We start from the raw sequence: 24,167 nt of genomic DNA, 5'->3' as shown, positions 1-24,167 counted from the left end.
TACAATTAATTCAAGACTTCGCCTTAAAGGCTAAAGCATACAATTTTATCTGTTTTACCATCGACAGGAGCCCATTGGCGCGTGTCGGAGAAAGATGCTCTTTCAACCCGATCTGATCTATAAAATAAAGCTCTGCTTCCAGAATCTCATCGGGAGTATGACCCGACATGACTCTAATGAGCAGCGAGATAATTCCTTTCACAATCACGGCATCACTTTCGGCAGTAAAAACCACCTTACCATCATTTTCTGCAGCATCGAGCCAAACACGGCTCTGGCATCCTTCAATTAAATTCTGCGGTATTTTTGCTTTCTCGTCAATAGGATCGAGCGAGTTTCCGAGATCAATCAGATAGGCATATTTATCCATCCAGTCGGAGAACTCGCTAAACTCTTCGATCACCTGATCTTGCGTTTCGTTTATTGTCATTATTTGATTTACTATTTTCCCGATAGCTATCGGGGTTACAATTTACTATTTTAATCTGCCGGCCACCTGTCTTTCTGGAAAGAAAAATGGTTGATGAAAATTGCTAGAACATTTTTTGCACACGGTCGACGGCTGCTACCAACGCATCAATTTCTTCTTTGGTATTATAAAAAGCGAACGAAGCCCGGATCGTTCCTTCAATGCCTAAGGTGTGCATCAACGGCATGGCACAATGGTGCCCGGTTCGCACCGCGATTCCAAGTTTATCGAGCAAGGTTCCCATGTCAAAATGGTGAATATCACGTACCAGAAAAGATATAACGCTTGCCTTCTCGGCTGCTGTTCCGAAAATACGCATCCCATCGATTTTCATCAACTGTTCGGTGGCATATTGCAGCAACTGGTGTTCGTAGTCTCCGATAGCTTTCAGGCCAAATTTCTGCATATAGCGGATTGCCTCCGCCAACGCGACCGACCCGACATAGTCCGGAGTTCCGGCTTCAAACTTAAACGGAAGTTCTGCATAAGTTGTTTTTTCGTAGGTAACAGTTGCAATCATCTCGCCACCACCGTGGTAAGGAGGAAGTTGTTCCAGCCATTTCTCCTTTCCGTACAATACACCGATTCCGTTAGGTCCGTACATTTTGTGTCCGGAAAAGACATAAAAATCAGCATCCAACGCCTGGACATCGACCGGCATATGCGACACCGCCTGAGCGCCATCGACCAGCACCGGAATATTGTAAGCATGAGCTTCTGCGATAATCTTTGCCACTGGATTTACAGTCCCCATTACATTAGAAATATGTGCAACGGAAACTAATTTTGTTTTAGGGGAAAGCAGTTGGGAGAAAGCCTCCATATCCAGTTCTCCGCGTTCATTAAAAGGAACAACTTTCAGCACAATACCTTTGCGGTCGCGCAGCAGTTGCCAGGGTACGATATTAGCATGGTGTTCCATGCCGGTAATCAGAATCTCGTCACCTTCATTGCAAAAAGTTTCTCCAAAAGATGTTGCAACGAGATTAATGGCTTCGGTAGTTCCGCGGGTAAAGATAATTTCGCGCGACTCGGCAGCATTGATAAAAGCCTGCACCGTTTGACGAGCCTCTTCGTGCGCTTCGGTTGCCACCTGACTCAGGTAATGAACTCCGCGGTGAATATTCGCGTTTTGGTTGTAATAAACCTTCTCGATCGCCTCCACCACACAACGTGGTTTTTGCGACGTCGCCGCATTGTCGAAATAGACCAACGGACGGTCGTAAACAGTGCGGGAAAGTATGGGAAAATCGGCCCGGATGGCCGCAATATCTAAAGTGGTATCCACAAGAAAATGTTTTATGGGTGATTGATTTTGAAACAAAACATTTCAGGTATAGAATTCAGGCAATAATTGAATTAAATGTTTCGTTATCCGTAAAAATTGGATAGTGCAAAGATAACTATTTAACCACAAAACCGGATATTCGAATTGTAAAAACACATGTTCTTAGCCAGATACTCAACGAAGGTATTTATTTTCGGTTTTTTTTTGAGTAATTTTGTGTCGCTTGAACATGAAATCAGGATACCGCAATCCAAACTGTTGCAAATAAAAAACAAGCATAAAACTTCATCATGAAACAAATCATCCTTTCTTTCATAGCTCTGACAATGACATTCTGCATTTCCGCGCAAGAATTGAGATGTCGTGTTCAGGTAAATTCCAGCTTAATTCAGGGAACAAATAAGCAAATCTTCACGACGCTTGAGAAAGAACTGAATGAATTGATGAACAACCGAAAATGGAGTAATGCAACTTACACTTCCAACGAACGCATTGAATGTTCTCTCGTTATCACCATAAAAAACTACTCTGGCGGAGACAGTTTTAACGGAGAATTGCAAGTACAGGCCCGTCGTCCGGTATATAATTCCACTTACTTCACCACATTATTCAATTTCAGAGATCAAAATTTCAATTTCAACTATATTGAATCACAACCTCTTGAAACAAACGAACGACAAACATCCAACAATTTGATTGCGATGCTCTATTTTTACGGGTATATCATTTTAGGATATGATGCCGATTCGTTTTCCCGCTTAGGAGGTTCGCCATTTTTCCATCGGGCGGAAGAGATTGCCAATGCGATGCAAAGTTCATCAGAAACAGGTTGGAAAGCTTTTGAATCGGAGCATAACCGCTACGCCCTGATCAATGGCATTCTGGACGAAAAACTACGCCCCGTCCGGGAGCTTTACTACGATTATCATCGCTTGGGACTTGATATAATGGCCGAAAACGCAGATAATGGCAGGGCAAAAATAGCCTCATCCCTCATGGTTTTGCGCCAGGCAAATAACGACCGGCTCTACAACATTGCCATCACATCGTTTCTTGACACGAAAATTGATGAAATCGCCGACATTTTCAGCAATGGGCAACCCAAGGAGAAAAGTGATGTCTATGCCTTGTTGTTAGACGTAGCGCCATCGATGCAAAAACGCTTTGAAAAAATTCAGAACGGGAAATAAACACGCTCAAACCAGACAATGATAACTTCGCTACACATAGAAAACTACGTCCTGATTTCCAATCTTGACATACAGTTCCAACCCGGATTTTCTGTTATTACCGGAGAAACCGGAGCCGGAAAGTCGATTATTCTGGGAGCTTTGGGGCTTATTCTTGGACAACGAGCCGACTCTAAAACCATAAAGAATGGCGCCTCAAAGTGCATTATTGAAGGATCGTTTCGAATAGGCGACTATAATCTGCAGGAATTTTTCACCCAAAACGATCTGGATTACGACAATGATTGTTTGATTCGCCGCGAAATATCCGGCAACGGAAAATCACGCTCATTCATTAACGACACTCCGGTTGGACTTCAACAACTAAAAGAACTGGGAGACAAACTGATAGACATTCATTCTCAACATCAGAATTTACTGCTATCCAACGACAGTTTTCAACTTCAGGTTGTTGACACCATTGCAAAAAGCGAACCAGAATCAATCACGTACCAAAAGAAATATAACGAGTACAAACGCTGCATACAGGAACTTTCCACACTAAAAGCATCTGCACTGCAACAAAAAGCAGAAAGTGATTTCCTGCAATTTCAGTTCAACCAGCTGAACGAGGCTCAACTCACAGAAGGAGAGCAGGAGCAACAGGAACAGGAATTACAGTTACTTTCTCATGCAGAAGAGATCAAGACAGAATTATCAAAAGCCGCATACCTGATCGATGACGAGAATGGATCCGCCATGCCGCCGCTCAAAGAAGCATTGCTGGCTTTGCGACGCGCAGAAAAACTTTATCCTCAAAGCTCAGAGTGGCTGCAGCGACTGGACTCCTGCATCATAGAACTGAAAGATCTGGCTACAGAAGTCCACAAAACACAGGAAAATTTTGATGTAGATCCGGCAAAAGCAGAACACATCAAACAACGACTGGACTTACTTTACACGTTGGAGCAAAAGCATCGGGTTACTTCGGTGGAAGAGCTCATTGAACTGCGCGAGAAATTTGACGAGCAGCTGCAACAAATAGAGTCACTTGATGATAAAATTGAGCAGCTCCAAAAAGAATCTACCCAACTTTACAACGAAATGCTGGAAGCCGGTGCGAAATTGACTCAAAAACGCAAGGCAGCATTTCCCCAGATTGAAAAACATCTGGTTTCACAGCTCAAGCAACTTGGAATGCCTGAAATCCGGTTCGAAGTCAGACTCACTCCCCGCTCCGATTGGTCGGTAAGCGGTAACGACGATATTCAGTTTTATTTCTCGGCAAACAAAAACAGCCAATTGCAACCTGTCGCTCAGACCGCTTCCGGAGGAGAAATTTCGCGCGTAATGATTAGTCTCAAATCATTAATCGCCAGCGCAAAGTCATTACCAACCATTATTTTCGACGAAATAGACATGGGCATTTCCGGAGAAGTTGCCAATTCGATGTCGCTCATAATGAAAAACCTGGGAACATACATGCAGGTGATCGCCATCACTCACTTACCCCAGATTGCAGCGCAAGGATCATCGCATTATAAGGTATTCAAAAGTAACCAGAATGACTCCACAGAAACGTCGATCAAGCAATTATCAAATGAAGAAAGAATCACTGAAATTGCAGGAATGCTGAGCGGCAATTCCATCTCTCAGGCTGCCATAGAAAACGCAAAACAACTATTATCAACGTTTTCTTAGGTTTTTTTTTACAAAAAGAGCATCAATCCGCGAAAAAGCAATTATTTTTGTAGAAAATACAGGTGCTTATGAGGAAATGCTTTACCATTCTATTCTTGTCATTTTTCCTGTTATCAGCCAGCCATTTAGCTGCACAAACCACCACTTATCCTGACACACAGGAGCAAACTCAACGCATCGGAGTTGTGGTTTCTGAGAAAAAAATGACCGTGTTTAATGCCCCTTACAACACCTCGTTAAAGGTTTTCAGCCTCGTAGGCGTGAAAGTCGCAGAGTTTAAGGTCACGTTAACACGACAGGACTTTTATCTGGATCTCCCAATTGGCTATTACATTGTCAAAGTTGGAGAACAGACGTTCAAAATTGCAATAAGATAAACAAAAAAGGATGCCAATCGGCATCCTTTTTTTGTGCTACTTTGTTAGCTACTACCAAAAAGTACCACTTTTTTTCCTGTTGATATTACCACATCCGGCTTTCTGCATCGTAATTTTGCATCAAAGAAATTATTGTTGTTTCAGCTGAAAGTAACACAAAACTAAAAATTACGATTATGAAAAAGATTGCTTTATCAATAGTTTTAGGCATGTTTGCCTTATTAGGTTCCGCGCAGACATGGGTTTCGGATCCTGCCCACTCCCATTTAACCTTTGCTGTCAGTCACATGACCATTTCGGAAGTAACCGGCAATTTCACTCAATTCGAGGTGAAAGTTACAGCAACAAAACCCGATCATAGCGATGCAAAAGTAGAGGTAACCGTTCAGATTGCCAGTATCAACACTGATGTGGAAGCTCGTAACAACCACCTGAAGACAGCCGACTTTTTCGATGTAGCCACTTATCCGACAATGACATTCAAAAGTACGTCAATTAAAAAAGTACAGGGAAATCATTACAAAATGGCGGGTAATCTGACCATGCACGGAGTAACCAAACCTATTGTTCTTGATGTGTATTACAAAGGCACCGTCACCAATCCGATGAATAAGAAAGAGACTTCCGGATTTTTGCTTAAAGGAAAACTCAACCGTATGGACTACGGCGTTGGCCCGAAATTTCCGGCAGCATTTGTTGGCACTGAAATTGCCATCTCCGGCAGCGTAGAATTTACCGAGAGCAAATAACGTATTACAGATTTAAACGACAAAAGGCAGCCCAAAGACTGCCTTTTGTCGTTTTTATTTATTTCGAAATTAATCCAGTTTATGAATTACCAGACCTGAACGCAATTTCGGTTCGAACCAGGTTGTCTTTGGTGGCATAATATTTCCACTATCGGCAATATCAATCAATTGTTGCATCGAAACAGGGTAAAGTGCCAGAGCAACTTTCATCTCGCCGTTATCCACGCGACGTTTCAATTCGCCCAAGCCACGAATACCGCCCACGAAGTCGATACGTTTATCGGAACGAAGATCTTTAATACCCAGAATCTCGTCCAGAATCAGGTTCGACGAGATAGTTACGTCCAGCACGCCGATAGGGTCGTTATCGTTGTAAGTGCCTGCCTTAGGTGTCAATGAGTACCATTTACCCGAAAGGTAAAGCGCAAAATTGTGTAAAGCTGTCGGTTTGTAAATGTCAGCACCTTTTTCTTCTACAACGAAATCTTTTCCCAAAGCAGACAAAAACTGTTCGTCTGTCAACCCGTTCAGATCTTTCACTACGCGATTGTAATCGATAATATTCAGCTGGTTATCAGGAAAACAAACAGCAAGGAAATAGTTGTATTCTTCGTCGCCGTTGTGATTAGGGTTTTGTTTGCGTTTTTCGTCGCCCACCAAAGCAGCAGCAGCACTACGATGATGACCGTCAGCAATATACATAGCCGGAATAGACGCAAAAATTTCGGTAATGCGGCTAATAGTAGCATCGTCATTAATCACCCAGAAATGGTGACCAAAACCATCGGGAGCCACAAAATCATATTCGGGAGCGTTTTTCGTAACATTGCTGACAATGGCATCCAATTCAGCCTGATGCGGATAGGCAAAAAATACCGGTTCGATGTTGGCATTATTCACGCGAACGTGTTTCATGCGGTCTTCTTCCTTGTCGCGACGTGTCAGCTCGTGCTTTTTGATATTGCCTTTCATGTAATCTTCTACTGCAGCAGCCACGCAAAGTCCGTACTGAGTGCGGCCGTTCATGGTTTGTGCATACACGTAGTAACGATCTTTATCGTCCTGCACCAGCCATCCTTCTTTCTGAAATTTATTGAAGTTTTCTATGGCTTTGGCATACACTTTTTCGTCGTGTTCGTCGGTACCTGCCGGAAAATCAATCTCCGGTTTGATGATATGATAAAGCGATTTTTGATTATCCCCTGCCTCGGCACGGGCTTCTTCGGAGTTCAACACGTCGTAGGGACGCGAAGCTACCTGTTCCACTAATTCTTTCGGTGGACGAACGCCCCGAAACGGTTTTATTATTGCCATAATCAAGTATAAATTTGGGTTTTCAAAGGAGCTGCAAAGGTAGCTACTTTTCCCGACTTATTAAAGCAAAAGCAGGCGATGTTTACTCCTCATTATCAAAGAAGAAAGCCACAATAAAATTTTATAGAACTCTTTGGTTTGAAAGAAAAAAATGATTACTTTTGCATCCTGATTTTCCGAAGAGGTCTTTATAAAGTAGCGCTGTTGCAGAGATGCCGCATCTCACCTCCCGGATGTAATTGAAAAACAATTTATTACATGTACGCAATTGTTGAAATTTTAGGACAACAGTTCAAGGTGGAAGCCGGACAAAAACTGTTTGTTCATCGCATGCAGGAAGCCGAAGCTGGCTCGCAGATCGAATTCGAAAAAGTATTATTGGTAGACAAAGACGGTGCTGTAACCGTTGGCGCGCCAGTTGTTGAAGGTGCTAAAATCGTAGCCGAAGTAAAAGGCCACGTAAAAGGCGACAAAGTTCTTGTTTTCAAAAAGAAAAGAAGAAACGACTATCAAAAAATGAATGGTCACCGTCAGTACTTCACTGAACTGTTTGTAAAAGAAATCGTAGCATAAACTCATTAAAACTTAACAATAATGGCACATAAAAAAGGCGTCGGTAGTTCCAAGAACGGTCGCGAATCGGAAAGTAAACGACTTGGAGTGAAAATCTTTGGCGGCCAGTTTGCTAAGGCAGGCAACATCATCGTTCGTCAACGTGGAACTGTTCACAATCCAGGCGAAAACGTTGGTTTAGGCAAAGACCACACACTGTTTGCTTTGGTTACAGGCAAAGTTGTTTTCCGCAAAAGAAAAGACAACAAATCTTTTGTATCTGTAGAACCGGTAGCTGAAGCGTAAGCTCAGACACTGCAAAACAATATAAAACCTCTCCGTTCGATAGAACGCGGGAGGTTTTTTTGTTAGGATACAGACAAAATGCCAGAAAACGAACAAAAAGACGAGCACCACAATCAATACGCTTCATTTGATTGCGTTTTATTCAAATCCATTTCAATAAACAGCGGATAAATCGTACCTTTGCTTCATCTGTAAAATACAAACCAAATATTTCAATCGAAAATTGTAAATTATAAATATACAACATGTTAACGCTAAAATTCATCACCGAAAACAAAGAAGAGGTGATTCGCCGGTTGGCAAAAAAACACTTTGATGGCGCCGAAATCATCGGGCAAGTTGTAGAACTGGATGCAAAACGCCGTAGTGTGCAAGCATCGCTGGATGCCGAATCCGCTGAAATGAACGCTCTTTCGAAAGCTATCGGAGAACTTTTCAAACAAGGCAAACAGACAGAAGCGTCCGAAGCAAAAGCCAAAACAGCAGAACTGAAAGATGCTATCAAAGCTCAGTCCACCGAATTAGACAGTATCGAAAAACAACTGATTGACATATTGGTAACCATCCCGAATCTTCCTCACGAATCAGTGCCGGAAGGACGCGTCGCCGAAGATAATGTTGTGGAGAAAATGGGAGGCACCATCCCTGAACTACCCGAAGACGCTCTTCCTCACTGGGAATTGGCAAAAAAATATGACCTGATTGATTTTGAACTGGGCGTAAAAATCACCGGAGCAGGCTTCCCGGTTTACAAAGGCAAAGGTGCCCGCTTGCAACGCGCTTTAATCAACTTTTTCCTCGACAACGCACGCGAAGCCGGTTATCTGGAAATACAACCTCCTTACGTGGTAAATCAGGCTTCCGGTTACGGAACAGGCCAGTTGCCCGACAAAGAAGGACAGATGTATCATGCCAACCTGGACGATCTTTACCTGATTCCTACAGCAGAAGTTCCCGTTACCAATATTTACCGTGATGTAATTTTACAGGAAAGCGAACTACCCGTCAAAAACACTGCTTATTCGGCCTGTTTCCGTCGCGAAGCCGGTTCATATGGCAAGGATGTTCGCGGATTGAACCGCCTGCACCAGTTCGACAAAGTAGAAATCGTCCGCATCGATAAACCGGAACATTCATACGATTCATTGAAAGAGATGGTTGCTTACGTTCAAACGTTGGTAGACAAGCTGGAACTCCCCTGGCGCATTCTGCGTCTTTGCGGTGGAGACATGAGTTTTACCTCGGCACTTACATTTGACTTCGAAGTATTTTCGGCAGCTCAAAAACGCTGGTTAGAAGTAAGTTCCGTATCCAACTTTGAGAGCTATCAGGCAAACCGTCTGAAATGCCGTTACAAAGGTGAAGACAAAAAGGCTCAGCTCTGCCATACACTGAACGGAAGTGCTTTGGCTCTGCCGCGTATTGTAGCAGCATTACTCGAAAACAACCAAACTCCTGAGGGTATTCGTATCCCAAAAGCGTTGGTTCCGTACACCGGATTTGAAATGATCTAAGACATTTTTTCCAAGAAAAAACGTCCAACCGCTCTTCCCACGAGGAGCGGTTTTTCTTTTAAATTGAAAATAAAAAGCCGATAAATATTTCAATTTAAAATACAAAGCGTTAATTTAATTGAATACACATCAATTTTTACCAAAACACCCCGTTTTATCAGTTTATTCTTTTTATCTTTGTTGTGCAAACATTCAGGCAAGGACCGGAACATTCACAACGCAACAACAGGCTTAGCCAACCAGTCATTTTCAGCCCGCTTATTCGTCCCCCAAAAGAGACATTTTGTTTGCATCCTGATGAAAGGATAATGCGACTAACCATTCGACAAACGACGGCAAAAAGTTAACTTGCCGTTATCTTTTCTTTTGTGTCAATATCTCTGACTGATGAGTCAGAGCAAGTTATCATTTCAATGATATCCACTTAGGCATACATTCTTACCTGATAAAATATAAACGCTTATGAGTATGCATAGCATCTCATTTTTTTTCTCAATTATTCACTTTTAAGTTACAGAGCGACGTGAGGTCGCTTTGTAACTACAGCAACCCCTCTTCTTAATTTTAAGGACACTTCCCAAACATCATTCACCATTACCATCAGGCGACCGTAGCAAAACAGCCAGTTTAGTTCCTTTTGACCATAGCTACAACGCTTTTACTTTCATGCCTGACAGGGTCAACAAATCCTCCAACGAAGGAGCATCCATCTCTTCCCCGGCTTTCAGCACCAGCTTTGCACACGCTTCGGCATCGGCTCCTGCCCGGTGGTGACGAAACCGAATATCAAACATATCGCACAAGCTGTTTAATTTGTACGAAGGAAGACCTTTCCATGTTTTCTTCGACAAGGAGACACTGCAAACGTAATCACTATGCGGAATCGCCAGATCATAATGACGCAAGGACGCTCGCAGCACGCCCATATCAAAAGCCGCGTTGTGAGCCACCAAAACCGTATCTTCCAACCATGGCCGCAATTCGCCCCACAAATCTTCGAATGTTTCTTCAAACTGCAAATCGGAAGCCGAGATTCCGTGCACTTTTTGACACCATGGATTCATATAGGGAAAACATGCAGGCTTAATGAGCTTCGAAAAAGTTTCCGTAATCTCTCCGTCCTCCACCCGACACAACCCTATCTCACAAGGATATTGTGCATGTGCCGTTTCAAAATCTATTGCAGTAAAAGTCATCGTATATTGAAATTGTCAGTTTTATATTATTGTTGCCTGGACATATTTTCCCAGTCACTTGGCCTGTTTGGCTACATTATCAACCACCCATTGTAACTCCGGATCCACTCCTTTTAACCGGTCATCGAGTGACGGAACAACCGGGACATCCGGCATAATACCCCTCCCATCAGGAGTAGATGCATAAGGTGTCGCGACCTCAAGCAAGCCAAACGACATCCTCAGTTTGCTTCCGGGGAGTGTAAACGATGGCATTTGACCAGCGACACAGCTATTATAAGCTCCACCTGTTTCCTCGCCCACAAACAAAGCCCGACCGGAACCTTTCAGATTGGCAGAAATAACAGACGATGCCGAAAAACTGCAACCATTAATCAGCACAAATACTTTCCCCTTGAAACGGTTGTCCTTTGGATGTTTTTGCCAAATAGGAGGATAATAAAAATAGTAGCGACCATCCTCTTTTTTATGTGTAATGAGCGTCGTCAAAGAGTTATAAACCAACCAGCCGGGAGTTCCCAAAATACGCAATGCAAACTGCGATGGTGAAGAGACATTAAAATAGTCGTCGTGCCACAAACTGGTTTTAGAAGTAACAAGCGCAGGTTTCACAAAGCGAAAATTCTTTTCGGCCAGATATGAATACAGACATTGAATATCAGAAAGGTCCCCACCTGTATTATCACGCAAATCCAGCACCAATACCCGCGACTGAACCGAATCAATCTTCCGAAAACTATCCGCATAAAACCGCTTGTATTTCCCCTTTACAAAATCCTTAACAGTCAGCACAGCGACACTGCTATCCTGCCCCATAAAACGCAGGTTCTTACTGAACTCTCCGGTCAATGCGTCATAACCCTGCACTTTTTTCTGATGTTCAAACACTCGCTTTTTCTGCTTTACTGCATCAGAAGACGATAACAAAGACTTCTCCGGTTTCTTCTTTCGCTGATCCGGAGATTTAAGCCAAACAGATCGCACAACACCACCATCGTTCACCTTGCACAACACACTATCTCTCATCCCTTTTTCGTAATAAAAGTATGATGCGAATTTTTTATTAAAAAGACGATCGTGAAAAGTCGTATTAAAACCATCGGAAGCGAATGTAGGAGCATATTTAGCGAATAATTGCTGCGGAGTAATACTGTCGAGCGATAAGATTTCCGTTCCCGGCTTCAAAGTTGAATCAGAAGCCGTTGTTTTCAATAGATAAAGCCGGTGATCAACCCATCCCAAGTGTAGTTTCATTACCGGAGAAGCGCCGTACTTTCGGGCTTTAATCATTTCATTTTTCGTTAATCGCCGTGTAAGAGGAAAAACGCGTGTGTGCCCCTGACGAACCGATGCGACGACCGGGCTTATTCTAAAAAAGAATTCATTGCTGGTCATCGGCGAAGTGATGGCAGTTTTCAGGCTATCGAATTTACGATCCAGCTCCGGCTTACTTATATATCTGTATAAAGACGGGTGAAGTTTTTCCAGTTTGTGGTGCACAAAATCGACGTCCGATCTCAATGCGCTTACACTTTTAGGAGTACAAAGTTGCCTGTTATAAGTTTCGACCGATACACAACCATACATCACCACAATAAACGAAAGCAAAACAACCCCAATTCTCATCCCCTAAAATCCTATTATTTTATTTATTTCACTGCAACAACACAGGCAATCTTTGCCTTTTCCCGTTTACCTTTGAGAGGCAAAACCGCATCTATAGATACAACATAAACACCGGGATTGGCAAGCCCACCCGCATCCGTCAATCCATTCCAAACCAGAACACCTTCTCCTCCCAGCAATGCATTGTTGGCAATCTGTCTCACCCTGCGCCCCATGGCATCGTAAATCGTCACCGTGGCAGAATACCCGTTATCAGGCATTTTATATCGCAGCAAAAGTATATCCTCCACTCCATCGTTATCCGGCGTAAAGGACTCATTATCGAGCCAAAAACTTTTCACAGCAGTTACACTGTCTGACATTTGCCTAAACTGCGAGTTCTCGTAGCCAGGCGTAGCATATCCGGCATCAGATGAGCAGGAGTGCCAGTTATCGGCATTATTACTTGACCAGTCAGGATTTACCCTCTCGAACGAAACCCCGGAAGGATCTTTAATCGTCACATCGTGCCGTTTTTCATCGTAACTCACAGAGTCGATCACAGCTCCGGCTCGGTTAACCAGCATCACATTGCCCGACACATTGGGCAACGACACAAAATTACTCATTTCGTTCCACTTGCTCTCTGTTTTACAATCATAAAAATCATTCACTCCTTTTTGTGAATCGGTTAATATCAAATAATCTCCCGGCAAGATCTGCCGCCCCTGAGGTGCAATAGGAGAACCAACATCCAAACCACCGCCTGACTTAATCCGGTTTAACCAGAGATTCTTCAGTTCAATGACTTTTTGCGAACGATTGTACAACTCGACAAAAGTAGCACCACCGTTTTTTGGATGAGACAATACTTCATTAATCACCAAATCATTATATTCGCAGCTATCCGGCACTCCAAACTTCACCTTTTCGCTCAAAAGATTTTGATTCACATCTCTCAATCCCTTCAACTGCAACTGGTATAAAGAGCCTGTTTTTGCAACCGACGATAACGCCAATTCCACCCATTTCCCCTGAGGATAATCTACCTTGGCAGATCTCACCTCAAATCCACCCTCAAAAACATAATGAGACAAAACCGACAAATCGGACAACAATATTGATTTATTAAAAACAACCAGCAATGTATCGGGCAAAATGTAAGAAACCGCCGCCACATGCGGATCAAGATTATCTTTTACAATGGCAACCGAAGAATTCTTTCGTCCGGGAGTACCTCCTGAAACATCCAAAGAAGCAACCCAGTTGAGTGATGCACCACTCATATTTTCACTATCCACACACTCAAGAGACCAGCCTCCGGAGGCTTTGAAGTCACTGTTATACCAGCTGTTGCTATAATTTACGAATGAGATCAGAGAATCCTTTTCATTGGTTAGATAGAGCAATTGACCCGTTGATGAAAGCGATGGAAAACTGCTCATTGTTGCCGTAGCGCCATAAGATGACAGGGTTGATACAGAACCGGGAGCACACAAAAGCAGATAACCGTTTGCCGGAATTTTACCTCCAGAAATTTTGTATGGTTTATCTCCATAAAAGAGTTTCCAGCCGGAAAGATCGATCGGGAAATTCTTTCTGTTATAGAGTTCGATATATTCCGTTTCTGGTAGTCCGACTTTTGGAGAAGGATCGCACATAATCTCATTAAAAACAATATCACCAAATGTGGTCGGAAAAAGGGCAAATGACAATTCGCTTTTAGGAAGAAAATTACCGGCTACATCCACGACTTTATCCAGGGTTATTATGAAGGTTTGGTAACGAGGAACCGGTTTATCGAACAGAAAAGTTAGCGTATCACCCGACAAACTTTGAGTATAGCTTCCCAAGGCAGCAGGAACCATTACTGTCGCACCCAACAAAGAGACAGGTTCTGAAAACACAATCTTCAATTTTCGATCTCCCGCAAGATTATACGACATAATAGAAGGTGGCACAGTATCAAGCGCAGCGGAACCCGTCACAACAAAGTCATCAAAAACGAATTTCTGACTATTCTTTGAAGAATATTTACAATAGATTCCGGAGAAGCTACTTTTATCAAACACGGCATCATGAGCTGTTCCTTCAAGCACAAATCCGCTTTCCGATGGCAATTTTGAATAGAGCGCCCAGTTACCGGCTGCATCACGCGTCACCCGAACCGTAATTTCGGTCACACTTCCGGAAGCCGGAAGCCGCTTACTAACCCCGGCAACCAGTTTCGTTTTTGTCGTCCCCGACTGCCGGTACAATGCCACTTCTTTATTGGTATTGCCAACCATCACATAATAACCGTTTAAAGCTTTGGAAAGATCGCTGTTATTAGCAACCAAATAAAAATTCGCATAATTACCGCTTGTCAGCAACAATCCGGCTTTCATGTAGAATTGCCAGGAAGCATTATAAATTGCACCTGACGAGGTAGCCAAATAAGCCGATGAACTCGCCGCTGGAGCCTTCAGTTGAAGTTGTTGAGAAAGGGACACCACGAATTTATCCGCAGTGCCGATCCATGAAGGATTAGAAGCAAACTCCCCGTCCGAGAAATTATCTTTATATTGCCCGAACGAACAAACCGTAAGCCAGAGAAGTGAAAAAGTGATAATCTTTCGCATAAAACAGTGTTATTTGAGTAAAATAGCGTAATTTTGCACAGAATTTCGGATAGTGTGAAAAACTAATCAAAACCGAGATAAAAGTACAAACATTTTTTTAATTTTCAATTTTTAGAAGAAAAATGAAAGTAGCAATTGTCGGCACAAGCGGCGCCGTAGGACAAGAATTCCTGAAAGTGCTTGCTGAGAGAGATTTTCCGATGGACGAACTACTACTGTTCGGCTCATCGCGCAGTGCGGGAACCTCTTACACCTTTAAGGGTAAACAGATCGTCGTCAAAGAGCTTAAACACAATGACGACTTCAAGGGTGTAGATGTTGCTTTCGTATCTGCTGGTGCAGGAATCTCAAAAGATTATGCCGAAACCATCACCAAATTCGGAGCTGTGATGATTGACAATTCAAGTGCTTTCCGTATGGACAACGATGTGCCATTGGTAGTTCCCGAAGTGAACGCCGCCGATGCAAAAGTCCGTCCGAGAGGCATTATTGCCAATCCGAACTGTACAACCATCCAGATGGTTGTCGCGTTGAAACCCCTCAACGACATCTCCAAAATAAAACGGGTGCACGTGGCTACTTATCAGGCTGCAAGCGGTGCAGGTGCTGCTGCCATGGATGAACTTCTTCAACAATACAAAGAAGCTCTCAACGGTGACCCTGTGACTGTAAAGAAATTTGTACATCAGTTGGCATTCAACATGATTCCCCAGGTAGACGTATTCACCGATAACGGCTACACAAAAGAGGAAATGAAAATGTATAACGAAACCCGCAAGATCATGCATACCGACGCTGAAGTAAGCGCCACATGTGTTCGCGTACCTTCTTTAAGAGCCCACTCAGAAGCTGTTTGGGTTGAAACCGAAAAACCGGTTTCAGTAGAAGAAGCCCGCAATGCATGGGCAAATGCCGATGGCGTTATTCTCCAGGACAATCCTGCAGAAAAAGAATACCCGATGCCTCTGTTCATTGCCGGCAAAGACCCTGTGTATGTGGGACGTATCCGAAAAGACCTCTCCAACGAAAAAGGACTCACTTTCTGGTGCGTCAGCGATCAAATCAAAAAAGGAGCGGCTCTTAACGCTGTACAAATTGCAGAATATCTGATAAAAGAAGGCGATTTGAAATAAAATCAACTTTACATCTATACTCACAACGCCGCCTGCGAACAGACGGCGTTGTTTGTTTTTAAAATACAAAATATATGCCGGTTAAAATTTGATTCGTATCTTTGCAACCGAAGCCGGTTCCGGCTTACTCTCATCGACCCTTCATCTTTTACCTCAATATTTTATTTACAATGAACGCATTAATCGTATATTCGGGAGGGTTAGACAGCTCCACTCTCTTACACCAATACAAAGACGACATTCGTTTGGCAGTATCGTTTCACTATGGATCGAAACACAACGATCGTGAAATTTCATATGCTCAGCAAAACTGCGAGGAACTGGGGATTCGCCATATTGTAATCAACCTCGGCTTTATGAATGAATACTTCAGAAGCAACCTTCTCCAGAGCGGCGGCGACATTCCCGAGGGGCATTATGAAGCCGATAATATGAGAAAGACAATCGTTCCATTTCGCAATGGCATTATGTTGAGCATTGCTGTAGGGTTAGCAGAAAGCAATGATCTTGATGCCGTGCTTATCGGCAACCACTTTGGAGATCACACCATTTATCCCGACTGCCGCCGTTCATTTATCGATGCTTTCACAGCAGCAGCCAAAGCCGGCACGGAAGTGGGCATTCAGATTCTCTCTCCGTATTGCGACATCAGCAAAAGAGAAATCGCACTAATCGGACAAACGTTAGGCATCGACTACAGCAAAACCTATTCGTGCTATAAAGGAGGAGAAATGCACTGCGGCAAATGCGGCACCTGCATCGAACGCAAGGAAGCATTGGAAGGCTTTGACCCTACTGAATACGAAGCATAAACCACAAAATAATGGAAATAGGATTCATCATTTTAGGCATAGCCGCCGGCATATTATCCGGATTATTCGGCATTGGTGGAGGAATGGTAATGGTTCCTTCGCTAATAGCAATTTTCGGATTACCCATCCTCGATGCCAACGCCACATCTTTGGCTGCCATGCTGCTACCGGTTGGTATTTTAGGAGTAATAACCTATTATAAAGCCGGATATATAAATATACGTAATTCCTTATGGATTTCCGGCGGCCTGGTCATCGGCTCATACTTTGGAGCCGAATGCGCGGTCCTTGTCAAAGAATCAATTCTGGCAAAATGTTACGCAGTGCTGCTGTTTTACATTGCCTTCAGCTACCTCGACATTCCGGCATATTTCAAGAAAGACAAAACCCCGCTACCACCATCCAACCCTGCAAGACACCTCAATTTGTGGGGCTTGATAGCCGTCGGAATAGCCGCAGGAATCATTGCCGGCCTATTTGGCAAAGGCGGGGGCATTATCATCGTTCCGGCCATGGTAAAATTCTTCAAGTACGATGCCAAAGCGGCTGCCGCAACTTCACTGGCTGCCTTACAACTACCGGTTGGACTACCCAGCGTGTTGGTATATGCCGAGAACGGGCACTTAAACCTTCTCAGTGCCGGACTAATTGCCGGAGGTATTGTTTTCGGAGCCTTTGTCGGCACCAAACTTGCCGTAAAAATGCCAAGCAAGATGTTCAAAAAAGTATATGCTGCCTTTCTGTTGCTGGTGGCATTCTACATGGCTTTCAAATATGCATAAAAAAAGCCTTTGTTCTTCGTAAAGAACAAAGGCTTTGATAAATATCGGGAGAAGAATTACTTTGCAGTAAGCAGGAAGTAGTTCTTCTTTCCTTTTTGTACCAACAGGTAACGCCCATTCAATAACTGATCGACAGTCACGACAGCATCCGGCTGAGCCAGTTTTTCTTTATTAATCGCAACTCCGCCTCCCTGAGTCATTTTGCGCATTTCACCTTTCGATGGGAACACCGCACTTTTTTCGGTTAGCAGATCAATTGCTTTAATACCGTCGTTCAATTCTGCCAGAGAAATCTCAAACTGAGGAACACCTTCAAACACCGCTAAGAATGTCTCTTCATCCAGACTTTTTAACTGATCGGAGGTTGAATTGCCAAACAGAATAGAAGATGCATCAACAGCTGCCAGATAATCAGCTTCCGAGTGAACCATCGTTGTCACCTCTTTCGCCAAAGCTTTCTGCAAAGGACGAAGATGCGGAGCCTGACGTTGTTCTTCAATTAAAGCGTCAATTTCTTCTTTTTCAAGGAAAGTAAAAATCTTAATATATTTTTCTGCATCAGTATCGCTCACATTCAACCAGAACTGATAGAATTTGTAAGGCGACGTATATCGACGATCCAGCCAAACATTACCAGATTCCGTTTTACCAAATTTACCACCATCAGCCTTTGTAATCAACGGACAAGTGAGCGCAAAAGCTTCCCCACCGGTTTTACGGCGGATCAATTCTGTCCCGGTAGTGATATTTCCCCACTGATCGGAACCACCCATCTGAATTCTGCAATTGTGATGCTGATAGAGATAAAGGAAGTCATATCCCTGAACCAACTGATAGGTAAATTCCGTAAACGACATTCCATCCGAAGTTTCTCCGTTCAGACGCTTTTTCACCGAATCCTTCGCCATCATATAGTTAACCGTAATATGCTTACCAATATCGCGAATAAATTCAAGGAATGAAAAGTTTTTCATCCAGTCGTAATTATTCACCATTTCGGCAGCATTAGGAGCATCCGATTCAAAATCAAGAAAACGGGACAACTGCGCCTTGATGCAATCCTGGTTATGACGCAGCGTTTCTTCTGTCAGCAAATTACGTTCCTGCGATTTCCCTGAAGGATCACCGATCATTCCCGTCGCACCACCTACCAACGCAATCGGTTTGTGACCGCAACGTTGGAAATGACGCAAAATCATAACCCCCACAAGGTGACCAATATGCAATGAGTCTGCTGTCGGATCAATACCCAGATAACCGGCAGTCATCTCTTTTTCAAGTTGTTCTTTTGCGCCCGGCATCACATCATGAATCATGCCTCGCCACGTCAGTTCTTCTATAAAATTCATGTTCAGATCTAATTATTTTAAGTGCAGGTTCAGACGTCTTTCCGCCAAACTATTTTCTCTTTGGCCACGCAAACCATCAAACCTCTTAAGTTATTAATTTTCGGACTGCAAAGGTCGCTTTTTTCAGCCGTAATTGCAAGAGTCTTTACCAAATACAAGAGGGCGAATCATCTTAATGATCCGCCCTCTTCGTTAATATTTTATACCTGTCAAGTATTATTTTGCAGCACTCTTCTTTGCTGTTTTTTTTGCAGGAGCCTTTGTCTCTTTGGGTTCAGCAACCTTCTTTACAGGAGCTTTGCGCGTAGCTTTCGGCTTAACTTCTTCAAACAAAGGAACAACAATATTTATCGTCCCCATTTCGTTCCTCACAAAATATGGCTCCAACCCCGCATATAATTCACCATTATCATACACTTCACACCAGCAGTCGTTGGTGTTGTCATACACTTTGAACGAGAGAAAAGTCGAGTCTGCCGGGAGTGACACCTTAACTTCTTTACCACCATTGAGAAAGGCACTTTTCGCATCCTTACTATCCCAATCATTAAAATTACCGGCAATAGTCATTCCAGAAGAATCTACATTCTCGACCGTAAAAACAACTTGCCATTTTGAACCCTTTTTGCTGTAATTTACTTTCATATCAAATATAATTTAGAGATTGATAATGATTCATACTTTTCAAAAAACATTCTTACATTTTAAGGCTATACAAATATAAGAAAAAAATTAAATTTTACTACGCCTGCATTTTTTATCCTCTCCAAAGCTAAAAAACATTTTTGACAATATCTCACTTTACACACATTTACTTAATAATAATTATTTATCCCAATAAAACAACCACAACAAGCTCATTTAATATAATATATGTATTTTTAAAAGTACCGCTCTTCTAAAAATTACGAATTAAATTTGCATTTTTTTATAATGATTAATTTATGCAAAAAAATACACAAACATCTCCTTTAAATATTTTGTCGAAACAACTATTTTCCGTATTTTTGTTAGGCATCAACGCATTTATCCGCAACAAGAAACAGACTTGTTGCTCTCTATCTTATACCAAAACCCATTGAGATGATGTTTGATTTAGCTATTATCGGAGGCGGACCCGCCGGTTTTTTCGCTGCAGAATGCGCCGGAAACCAAGGGCTTAAAGTTATCCTTTTTGAGAAAGATATATTGGGGGGAGTTTGCATAAACGAAGGATGCATACCTGCAAAAACTCTTCTTCACAGCATACAGGCTTACAACATTGTCAAAGATGCAGAAAAATACGGCATTGTCACCGACAAGAATGCCTCGTTTAGCATGGAACTTGCCCTGCAGCAAAAAGAAAAAGTTGTAAGGAACATGCAAAATATTATCAGTGACAAGTTCAACAACGACATAGCAACGCTTGTACAAGGAAAAGCCTATATAAAAGGACGTTCTGCCGATGGCAGCATCACAATTTCCTGCGATCACCAAGAATACCGCTCCAAAAATTTATTAATTTGCACCGGCTCTCGCCCGGACATGCCCGAAATACCGGGAATCGAAAATCCGCTGGTATGCACATACGACACAATGCTTAACAGCACGGAACCACAAAAAAAGCTGGTTATGATTGGTGGTGGACAAGTCAGCATTGAGTTGGCTCATATTTACAATTCTCTCGGAGCTGAGATTATCATCTTGGAAGAGAATGACGAAATATTATTAGACACCGATAATGAAATATGCTCTGTTTTGAGAGAAGAATATGCCAAAAGAGGCATTATTACGCATCTAAATACCAGAATATCAAAAATTGAAGGAAACAAAGTTTTCTTTAGCGTCAAAGGCGTGGAAATGACCGCCGAAGGAGACCGAATTATTTGTGACATTGGCCGACGCCCTAATCTTGAAGGATTTGGACTCGAAAATCTTGATGTTGAATGTTACAGAAAAGGTATCCGCATCAACAATCAAATGCAGACATCGGAACCCAATGTCTTTGCTGCTGGAGATGTCACCGGTTTCTCAAAATCCGCTCATGCCGCATACTGCGAAGCTGCTGTTGCAATCAACACTATATTAGGCATTGAAGATCATATGAATTTCAAAGCCGTGCCTACATGTGTATTCTCCAGTCCTGAAATTGCGCACGTCGGAATCACGGAAGAAACATTGAACCTCGCATGGCGACCCCATAAAATCATCCGGTTACCACTCACTCAGTCAAGCCGGTATGTAATTCAGGACAATAACTTTGAAGGGCTCTGTAAAATCATAGTAGGAGAAGACGAAACCATTTTAGGCGTACATATTATAGGGAACAATTGCAGCGAAGCCATCGTTGCTGCTGTAATGGCAGTAGAATCACAGATGACTATTTCCGAATGGAGAAAAATCGTATTCCCATACCCTACCATTGGAGAAGTGATGAAAGGAGCCTTAATATACGCCAAAATACCCTTTGAACCACGTAAATCATGATAGAAGTAATTCACGTAAATAAGTCATTCGACAACAATCCCGTTCTAAAAGACGTTTCTGCCACATTCCAACCCGGTCAAACCAACATGATCATAGGGAAGAGCGGCTCCGGGAAAACCGTGCTTATGAAATGCATCATCGGCCTGCACACGGTAGACTCGGGTAAGATATTGCTCAATGGGCAAAATCTGACGAAGATGACTTTTCAGGAAGTCAAGATTTTACGCCAAAAAGTCGGAATGCTTTTCCAGGGATCTGCACTTTTCGATTCTTCTACAGTGCTCAAAAACGTTCTCTACCCGCTGGAGATGTTTTCTTCGATGAGCAAAGCCGAGCAAATAGAGCGTGCCAGTTTTTGTTTGCACAGAGTCAATATTGATCCTAAAGCTTTTGATCTATATCCTTCCGAAATCAGCGGCGGTATGCAAAAACGCGTAGCTATTGCCCGTGCAATTTCTATGAACCCGCTATACCTGTTTTGCGATGAGCCCAATTCCGGCCTTGATCCGCAAACTTCTCTAATCATCGACCAGCTGATCCACGAGATCACCGAAGAATTTAAGATCACGACTGTTATAAATTCTCACGACATGAACTCTGTCATGGAAATCGGAGACAACATCATTTTTATCGAAAAGGGAGAAAAATCGTGGCAAGGACACCGAAGCGAAATCTTCGATACCGGCAATAAAGCACTGGAAGATTTTGTATTTGCATCCGATCTCTACAAAAAAGTAAAGCTATCCCACTCACTATTAAATGAGTAGAGTTATTATTTAATTTTAACAACCCAAGCCCTTGCCAAAATCCGTTTGAGGTTGTATATTTGCAATCGAATTACATTTGTAATCATTACAATTTTATTTCATTTTCAAATATGGATGCATTAGATATTTTAGTAAAGCACGACATTAAACCATCACTCCAACGACTGGCAGTAATGGAATACATGCTGACGCACTTTACGCATCCTACAGTTGACGAAATTTTCAGTTCGCTGTCTCCTTCAATTCCTACGCTTTCCAAAACAACTATTTATAACACACTGAGCCTTTTCGAAGAACAAGGCGTAGTTCTGTATCTCGGCATTGATAAGAAAAACGCCCGTTTTGACGGAAACACTTCCCATCATGCTCATTTCCGTTGCAAAAACTGTAACGCAATCATTGATATCTTTAACCAAAAGCCGGAAGATGTTGTTTTAGAAGGCCATCCCGAACTTGTTATTGACGATGTACAAACATATTATACAGGATATTGCAAAAATTGCAAGAAATAACAATTTAACTAACTAATTAAATTACACTATTATGAAAAAGAAATTCATTTGCACCGTTTGTGGTTATGTTCATGAAGGAACCGAAGCTCCTGAAAAATGTCCGGTTTGTAATGCTCCGACAGCAAAATTTCAGGAAGTGGTAGAAAACGAAGGTCTTACATGGGCTGACGAACACCGTATTGGCGTTGCAAAAGGTGTAGATGCAGAAGTTCTGGATGGCTTAAAAGCTCATTTCAACGGCGAATGCGCTGAAGTTGGCATGTATCTGGCAATGTCGCGTCAGGCTGATCGCGAAGGATACCCAGAAGTAGCAGAAGCTTACAAACGTATTGCTTGGGAAGAAGCAGAACATGCTTCAAAATTTGCTGAACTGCTGGGCGAAGTCGTTTGGGATACAAAAACCAACCTCAAAGCACGTATGGATGCCGAAAGCGGAGCCTGCGCCGACAAAAAACGCATTGCGACAAAAGCAAAAGAGCTTGGTTACGATGCAATTCACGATACAGTTCACGAAATGTGCAAAGATGAAGCTCGTCACGGACAAGTATTCCAGGGCTTATACAATCGCTTTTTCAAGAAATAAATATAAACCAGAATCTAGAGAGAAAGAGAGAGAAGAAAGGCGCTCCATTCGTGGAAGCGCCTTTCCCGTTTTATAACATGTTGTAGAAAATCCGAAGCAGAAACTGATAAGCCCGGGATGGAATCCAAGTTTTCGACATTGCGAAACCCACCTGAAGGATATTTCCCACTTTATACCTGAATTTGGGATGTTTACTATTTACAATACGGAATACCACTTTCGCCAAATGTTCCGGTTTCAATCCGTTTTGTTCTTCTTTCTCAATGTTTTTGAGCGTTTTTTCAAATTGCGCGCTATACTCTTTGCTTTTTTGAGTCGGCTCCGACAACATACGACTGGCAGTAAATCCTGTAGCAAAATCACCCGGTTCGATAAGGCACACCTTCACATTGAATGGTTTTACCTCCAGACTCAAAGCTTCGCTGTAACCTTCCACTGCGAATTTTGAAGCTGAATAGTAAGCCTGAAAAGGCAAACCCATTACACCTCCCAAAGAACTTACGTTGATGATCGTTCCACCACCATTTTGACGCATATGAGGCAATACGGCAGAACAAACATGTACAGTTCCCATAAAATTGGTACGCATCTGCAAACGGATTTCATCGACAGAAGCCAGCTCTGCTGCTCCACCAATGCCCATACCTGCATTATTTACAACCACATCGATGTGGCCTTGTTCTGCAATAACTTTTTCGACGGCCTGTTTTACCGAATCCGGATCCGTCACATCCATCTGAAGATGCTTCACCGACCCTGTTTCAGGCATCGCACGTCTCCCTGTGCCGTAAACAATCAAACCCCGTTCCGAAAGATATTCGGCACAGGCTTTTCCCAAACCGGAAGTTGCCCCGGTAATCAAAATGACTTTTCCCATTGTATGAAATTATTTGTTTTTTATA

23 protein-coding genes are annotated in these 24,167 nt (G+C 42.7%); 14 read left to right on the top strand and 9 right to left on the bottom strand.

Annotated features, from left to right (window positions below; genetic code table 11):
* Positions 1-10: 10 nt before the first annotated feature.
* Positions 11-430, bottom strand: coding sequence for a SufE family protein (locus tag F8N35_RS01880; RefSeq protein WP_293049651.1), 420 nt, complete (start codon positions 428-430; stop codon positions 11-13).
* Positions 431-533: 103 nt separating this feature from the next.
* Entirely contained in the window at positions 534-1,757 is a 1,224-nt protein-coding gene (locus F8N35_RS01875) for a cysteine desulfurase (RefSeq protein ID WP_293049650.1), read from the bottom strand.
* 290 nt (positions 1,758-2,047) lie between these two features.
* On the opposite strand from F8N35_RS01875, the gene F8N35_RS01870 reads away from it, so the two are divergent.
* The 4 genes from F8N35_RS01870 to F8N35_RS01855 all read left to right on the top strand — a co-directional run bounded on the left by F8N35_RS01870 (position 2,048) and on the right by F8N35_RS01855 (position 5,753).
* The gene (locus tag F8N35_RS01870) at positions 2,048-2,947 is read left to right on the top strand and encodes a DUF4835 family protein (protein WP_293049649.1); all 900 of its coding nucleotides are present in this window, start codon (positions 2,048-2,050) and stop codon (positions 2,945-2,947) included.
* 18 nt (positions 2,948-2,965) lie between these two features.
* On the top strand, positions 2,966-4,627 hold the full coding sequence (gene recN / locus F8N35_RS01865; protein ID WP_293049648.1) for a DNA repair protein RecN: 1,662 nt from the start codon (positions 2,966-2,968) through the stop codon (positions 4,625-4,627).
* A 68-nt stretch (positions 4,628-4,695) separates the two neighbouring features.
* Positions 4,696-5,004, top strand: a complete 309-nt coding sequence (locus F8N35_RS01860) for a hypothetical protein (RefSeq protein WP_293049647.1) — start codon at positions 4,696-4,698, stop codon at positions 5,002-5,004.
* Positions 5,005-5,180: 176 nt separating this feature from the next.
* Positions 5,181-5,753 (top strand): YceI family protein, encoded by a 573-nt coding sequence (locus tag F8N35_RS01855; protein ID WP_293049646.1) that lies wholly within the window; start codon positions 5,181-5,183, stop codon positions 5,751-5,753.
* A 69-nt stretch (positions 5,754-5,822) separates the two neighbouring features.
* Here F8N35_RS01855 and F8N35_RS01850 read toward each other — a convergent pair whose 3' ends face one another.
* Positions 5,823-7,067, bottom strand: coding sequence for a DUF1015 domain-containing protein (locus tag F8N35_RS01850; RefSeq protein WP_293049645.1), 1,245 nt, complete (start codon positions 7,065-7,067; stop codon positions 5,823-5,825).
* Positions 7,068-7,325: 258 nt separating this feature from the next.
* Here F8N35_RS01850 and rplU point away from each other — a divergent pair, with 258 nt between their 5' ends.
* From rplU to serS, 3 genes are all read left to right on the top strand, one after another.
* Positions 7,326-7,640, top strand: coding sequence for a 50S ribosomal protein L21 (gene rplU / locus F8N35_RS01845; RefSeq protein ID WP_068701217.1), 315 nt, complete (start codon positions 7,326-7,328; stop codon positions 7,638-7,640).
* A 21-nt stretch (positions 7,641-7,661) separates the two neighbouring features.
* On the top strand, positions 7,662-7,925 hold the full coding sequence (gene rpmA / locus F8N35_RS01840; RefSeq protein ID WP_068701219.1) for a 50S ribosomal protein L27: 264 nt from the start codon (positions 7,662-7,664) through the stop codon (positions 7,923-7,925).
* A gap of 245 nt (positions 7,926-8,170) precedes the next feature.
* On the top strand, positions 8,171-9,439 hold the full coding sequence (gene serS / locus F8N35_RS01835; protein WP_293049644.1) for a serine--tRNA ligase: 1,269 nt from the start codon (positions 8,171-8,173) through the stop codon (positions 9,437-9,439).
* A gap of 647 nt (positions 9,440-10,086) precedes the next feature.
* Here the strand turns inward: serS and F8N35_RS01830 are convergent.
* The 3 genes from F8N35_RS01830 to F8N35_RS01820 are packed head-to-tail and all read right to left on the bottom strand — an operon-like array spanning position 10,087 to position 14,861.
* Positions 10,087-10,635 carry a 3'-5' exonuclease gene (locus tag F8N35_RS01830; protein WP_293049643.1) on the bottom strand — a complete coding sequence of 183 codons (549 nt, stop codon included), beginning with the start codon at positions 10,633-10,635 and terminating at the stop codon, positions 10,087-10,089.
* 54 nt (positions 10,636-10,689) lie between these two features.
* A complete protein-coding gene (locus tag F8N35_RS01825; RefSeq protein WP_293049642.1) occupies positions 10,690-12,261 on the bottom strand; it encodes a S41 family peptidase in 1,572 nt (523 codons plus the stop codon).
* Positions 12,262-12,284: 23 nt separating this feature from the next.
* Positions 12,285-14,861 (bottom strand): lamin tail domain-containing protein, encoded by a 2,577-nt coding sequence (locus tag F8N35_RS01820; protein WP_293049641.1) that lies wholly within the window; start codon positions 14,859-14,861, stop codon positions 12,285-12,287.
* Positions 14,862-14,983: 122 nt separating this feature from the next.
* Here F8N35_RS01820 and F8N35_RS01815 point away from each other — a divergent pair, with 122 nt between their 5' ends.
* From F8N35_RS01815 to F8N35_RS01805, 3 genes are all read left to right on the top strand, one after another.
* A complete protein-coding gene (locus F8N35_RS01815; RefSeq protein WP_293049640.1) occupies positions 14,984-15,994 on the top strand; it encodes an aspartate-semialdehyde dehydrogenase in 1,011 nt (336 codons plus the stop codon).
* A 170-nt stretch (positions 15,995-16,164) separates the two neighbouring features.
* On the top strand, positions 16,165-16,806 hold the full coding sequence (gene queC, locus F8N35_RS01810) for a 7-cyano-7-deazaguanine synthase QueC (protein ID WP_293049639.1): 642 nt from the start codon (positions 16,165-16,167) through the stop codon (positions 16,804-16,806).
* A gap of 11 nt (positions 16,807-16,817) precedes the next feature.
* Positions 16,818-17,588, top strand: coding sequence for a sulfite exporter TauE/SafE family protein (locus F8N35_RS01805; protein ID WP_293049638.1), 771 nt, complete (start codon positions 16,818-16,820; stop codon positions 17,586-17,588).
* Positions 17,589-17,644: 56 nt separating this feature from the next.
* Here the strand turns inward: F8N35_RS01805 and tyrS are convergent, their stop codons facing one another.
* Together tyrS and F8N35_RS01795 are read right to left on the bottom strand one after the other, a co-directional pair.
* Positions 17,645-18,937: a tyrosine--tRNA ligase gene (gene tyrS, locus F8N35_RS01800; RefSeq protein WP_293049637.1), complete on the bottom strand. Its 1,293-nt coding sequence runs from the start codon at positions 18,935-18,937 to the stop codon at positions 17,645-17,647.
* 216 nt (positions 18,938-19,153) lie between these two features.
* Positions 19,154-19,582: a hypothetical protein gene (locus tag F8N35_RS01795; protein ID WP_293049636.1), complete on the bottom strand. Its 429-nt coding sequence runs from the start codon at positions 19,580-19,582 to the stop codon at positions 19,154-19,156.
* Positions 19,583-20,020: 438 nt separating this feature from the next.
* On the opposite strand from F8N35_RS01795, the gene F8N35_RS01790 reads away from it, so the two are divergent.
* From F8N35_RS01790 to F8N35_RS01775, 4 genes are all read left to right on the top strand, one after another.
* Positions 20,021-21,403: an FAD-dependent oxidoreductase gene (locus F8N35_RS01790; RefSeq protein ID WP_293049635.1), complete on the top strand. Its 1,383-nt coding sequence runs from the start codon at positions 20,021-20,023 to the stop codon at positions 21,401-21,403.
* The gene (locus F8N35_RS01785; protein WP_293049634.1) at positions 21,400-22,170 is read left to right on the top strand and encodes an ATP-binding cassette domain-containing protein; all 771 of its coding nucleotides are present in this window, start codon (positions 21,400-21,402) and stop codon (positions 22,168-22,170) included. Before F8N35_RS01790 ends, F8N35_RS01785 begins: the two co-directional genes overlap by 4 nt.
* A gap of 110 nt (positions 22,171-22,280) precedes the next feature.
* Complete coding sequence (locus F8N35_RS01780) at positions 22,281-22,682, top strand: Fur family transcriptional regulator (protein ID WP_293049633.1); 402 nt, start codon at positions 22,281-22,283, stop codon at positions 22,680-22,682.
* A 31-nt stretch (positions 22,683-22,713) separates the two neighbouring features.
* Positions 22,714-23,265, top strand: coding sequence for an NADH peroxidase (locus tag F8N35_RS01775; RefSeq protein ID WP_293049632.1), 552 nt, complete (start codon positions 22,714-22,716; stop codon positions 23,263-23,265).
* 70 nt (positions 23,266-23,335) lie between these two features.
* Here F8N35_RS01775 and F8N35_RS01770 read toward each other — a convergent pair whose 3' ends face one another.
* Positions 23,336-24,142: an SDR family oxidoreductase gene (locus F8N35_RS01770; RefSeq protein ID WP_293049631.1), complete on the bottom strand. Its 807-nt coding sequence runs from the start codon at positions 24,140-24,142 to the stop codon at positions 23,336-23,338.
* Positions 24,143-24,167: the final 25 nt, after the last annotated feature.

This window comes from Paludibacter sp. (assembly GCF_009712605.1).
Taxonomy (GTDB): domain Bacteria; phylum Bacteroidota; class Bacteroidia; order Bacteroidales; family Paludibacteraceae; genus Microbacter.
The sequence above is the reverse complement of the archived record's forward strand: the minus strand, read 5'-3'. Positions and strand labels throughout refer to the sequence as shown.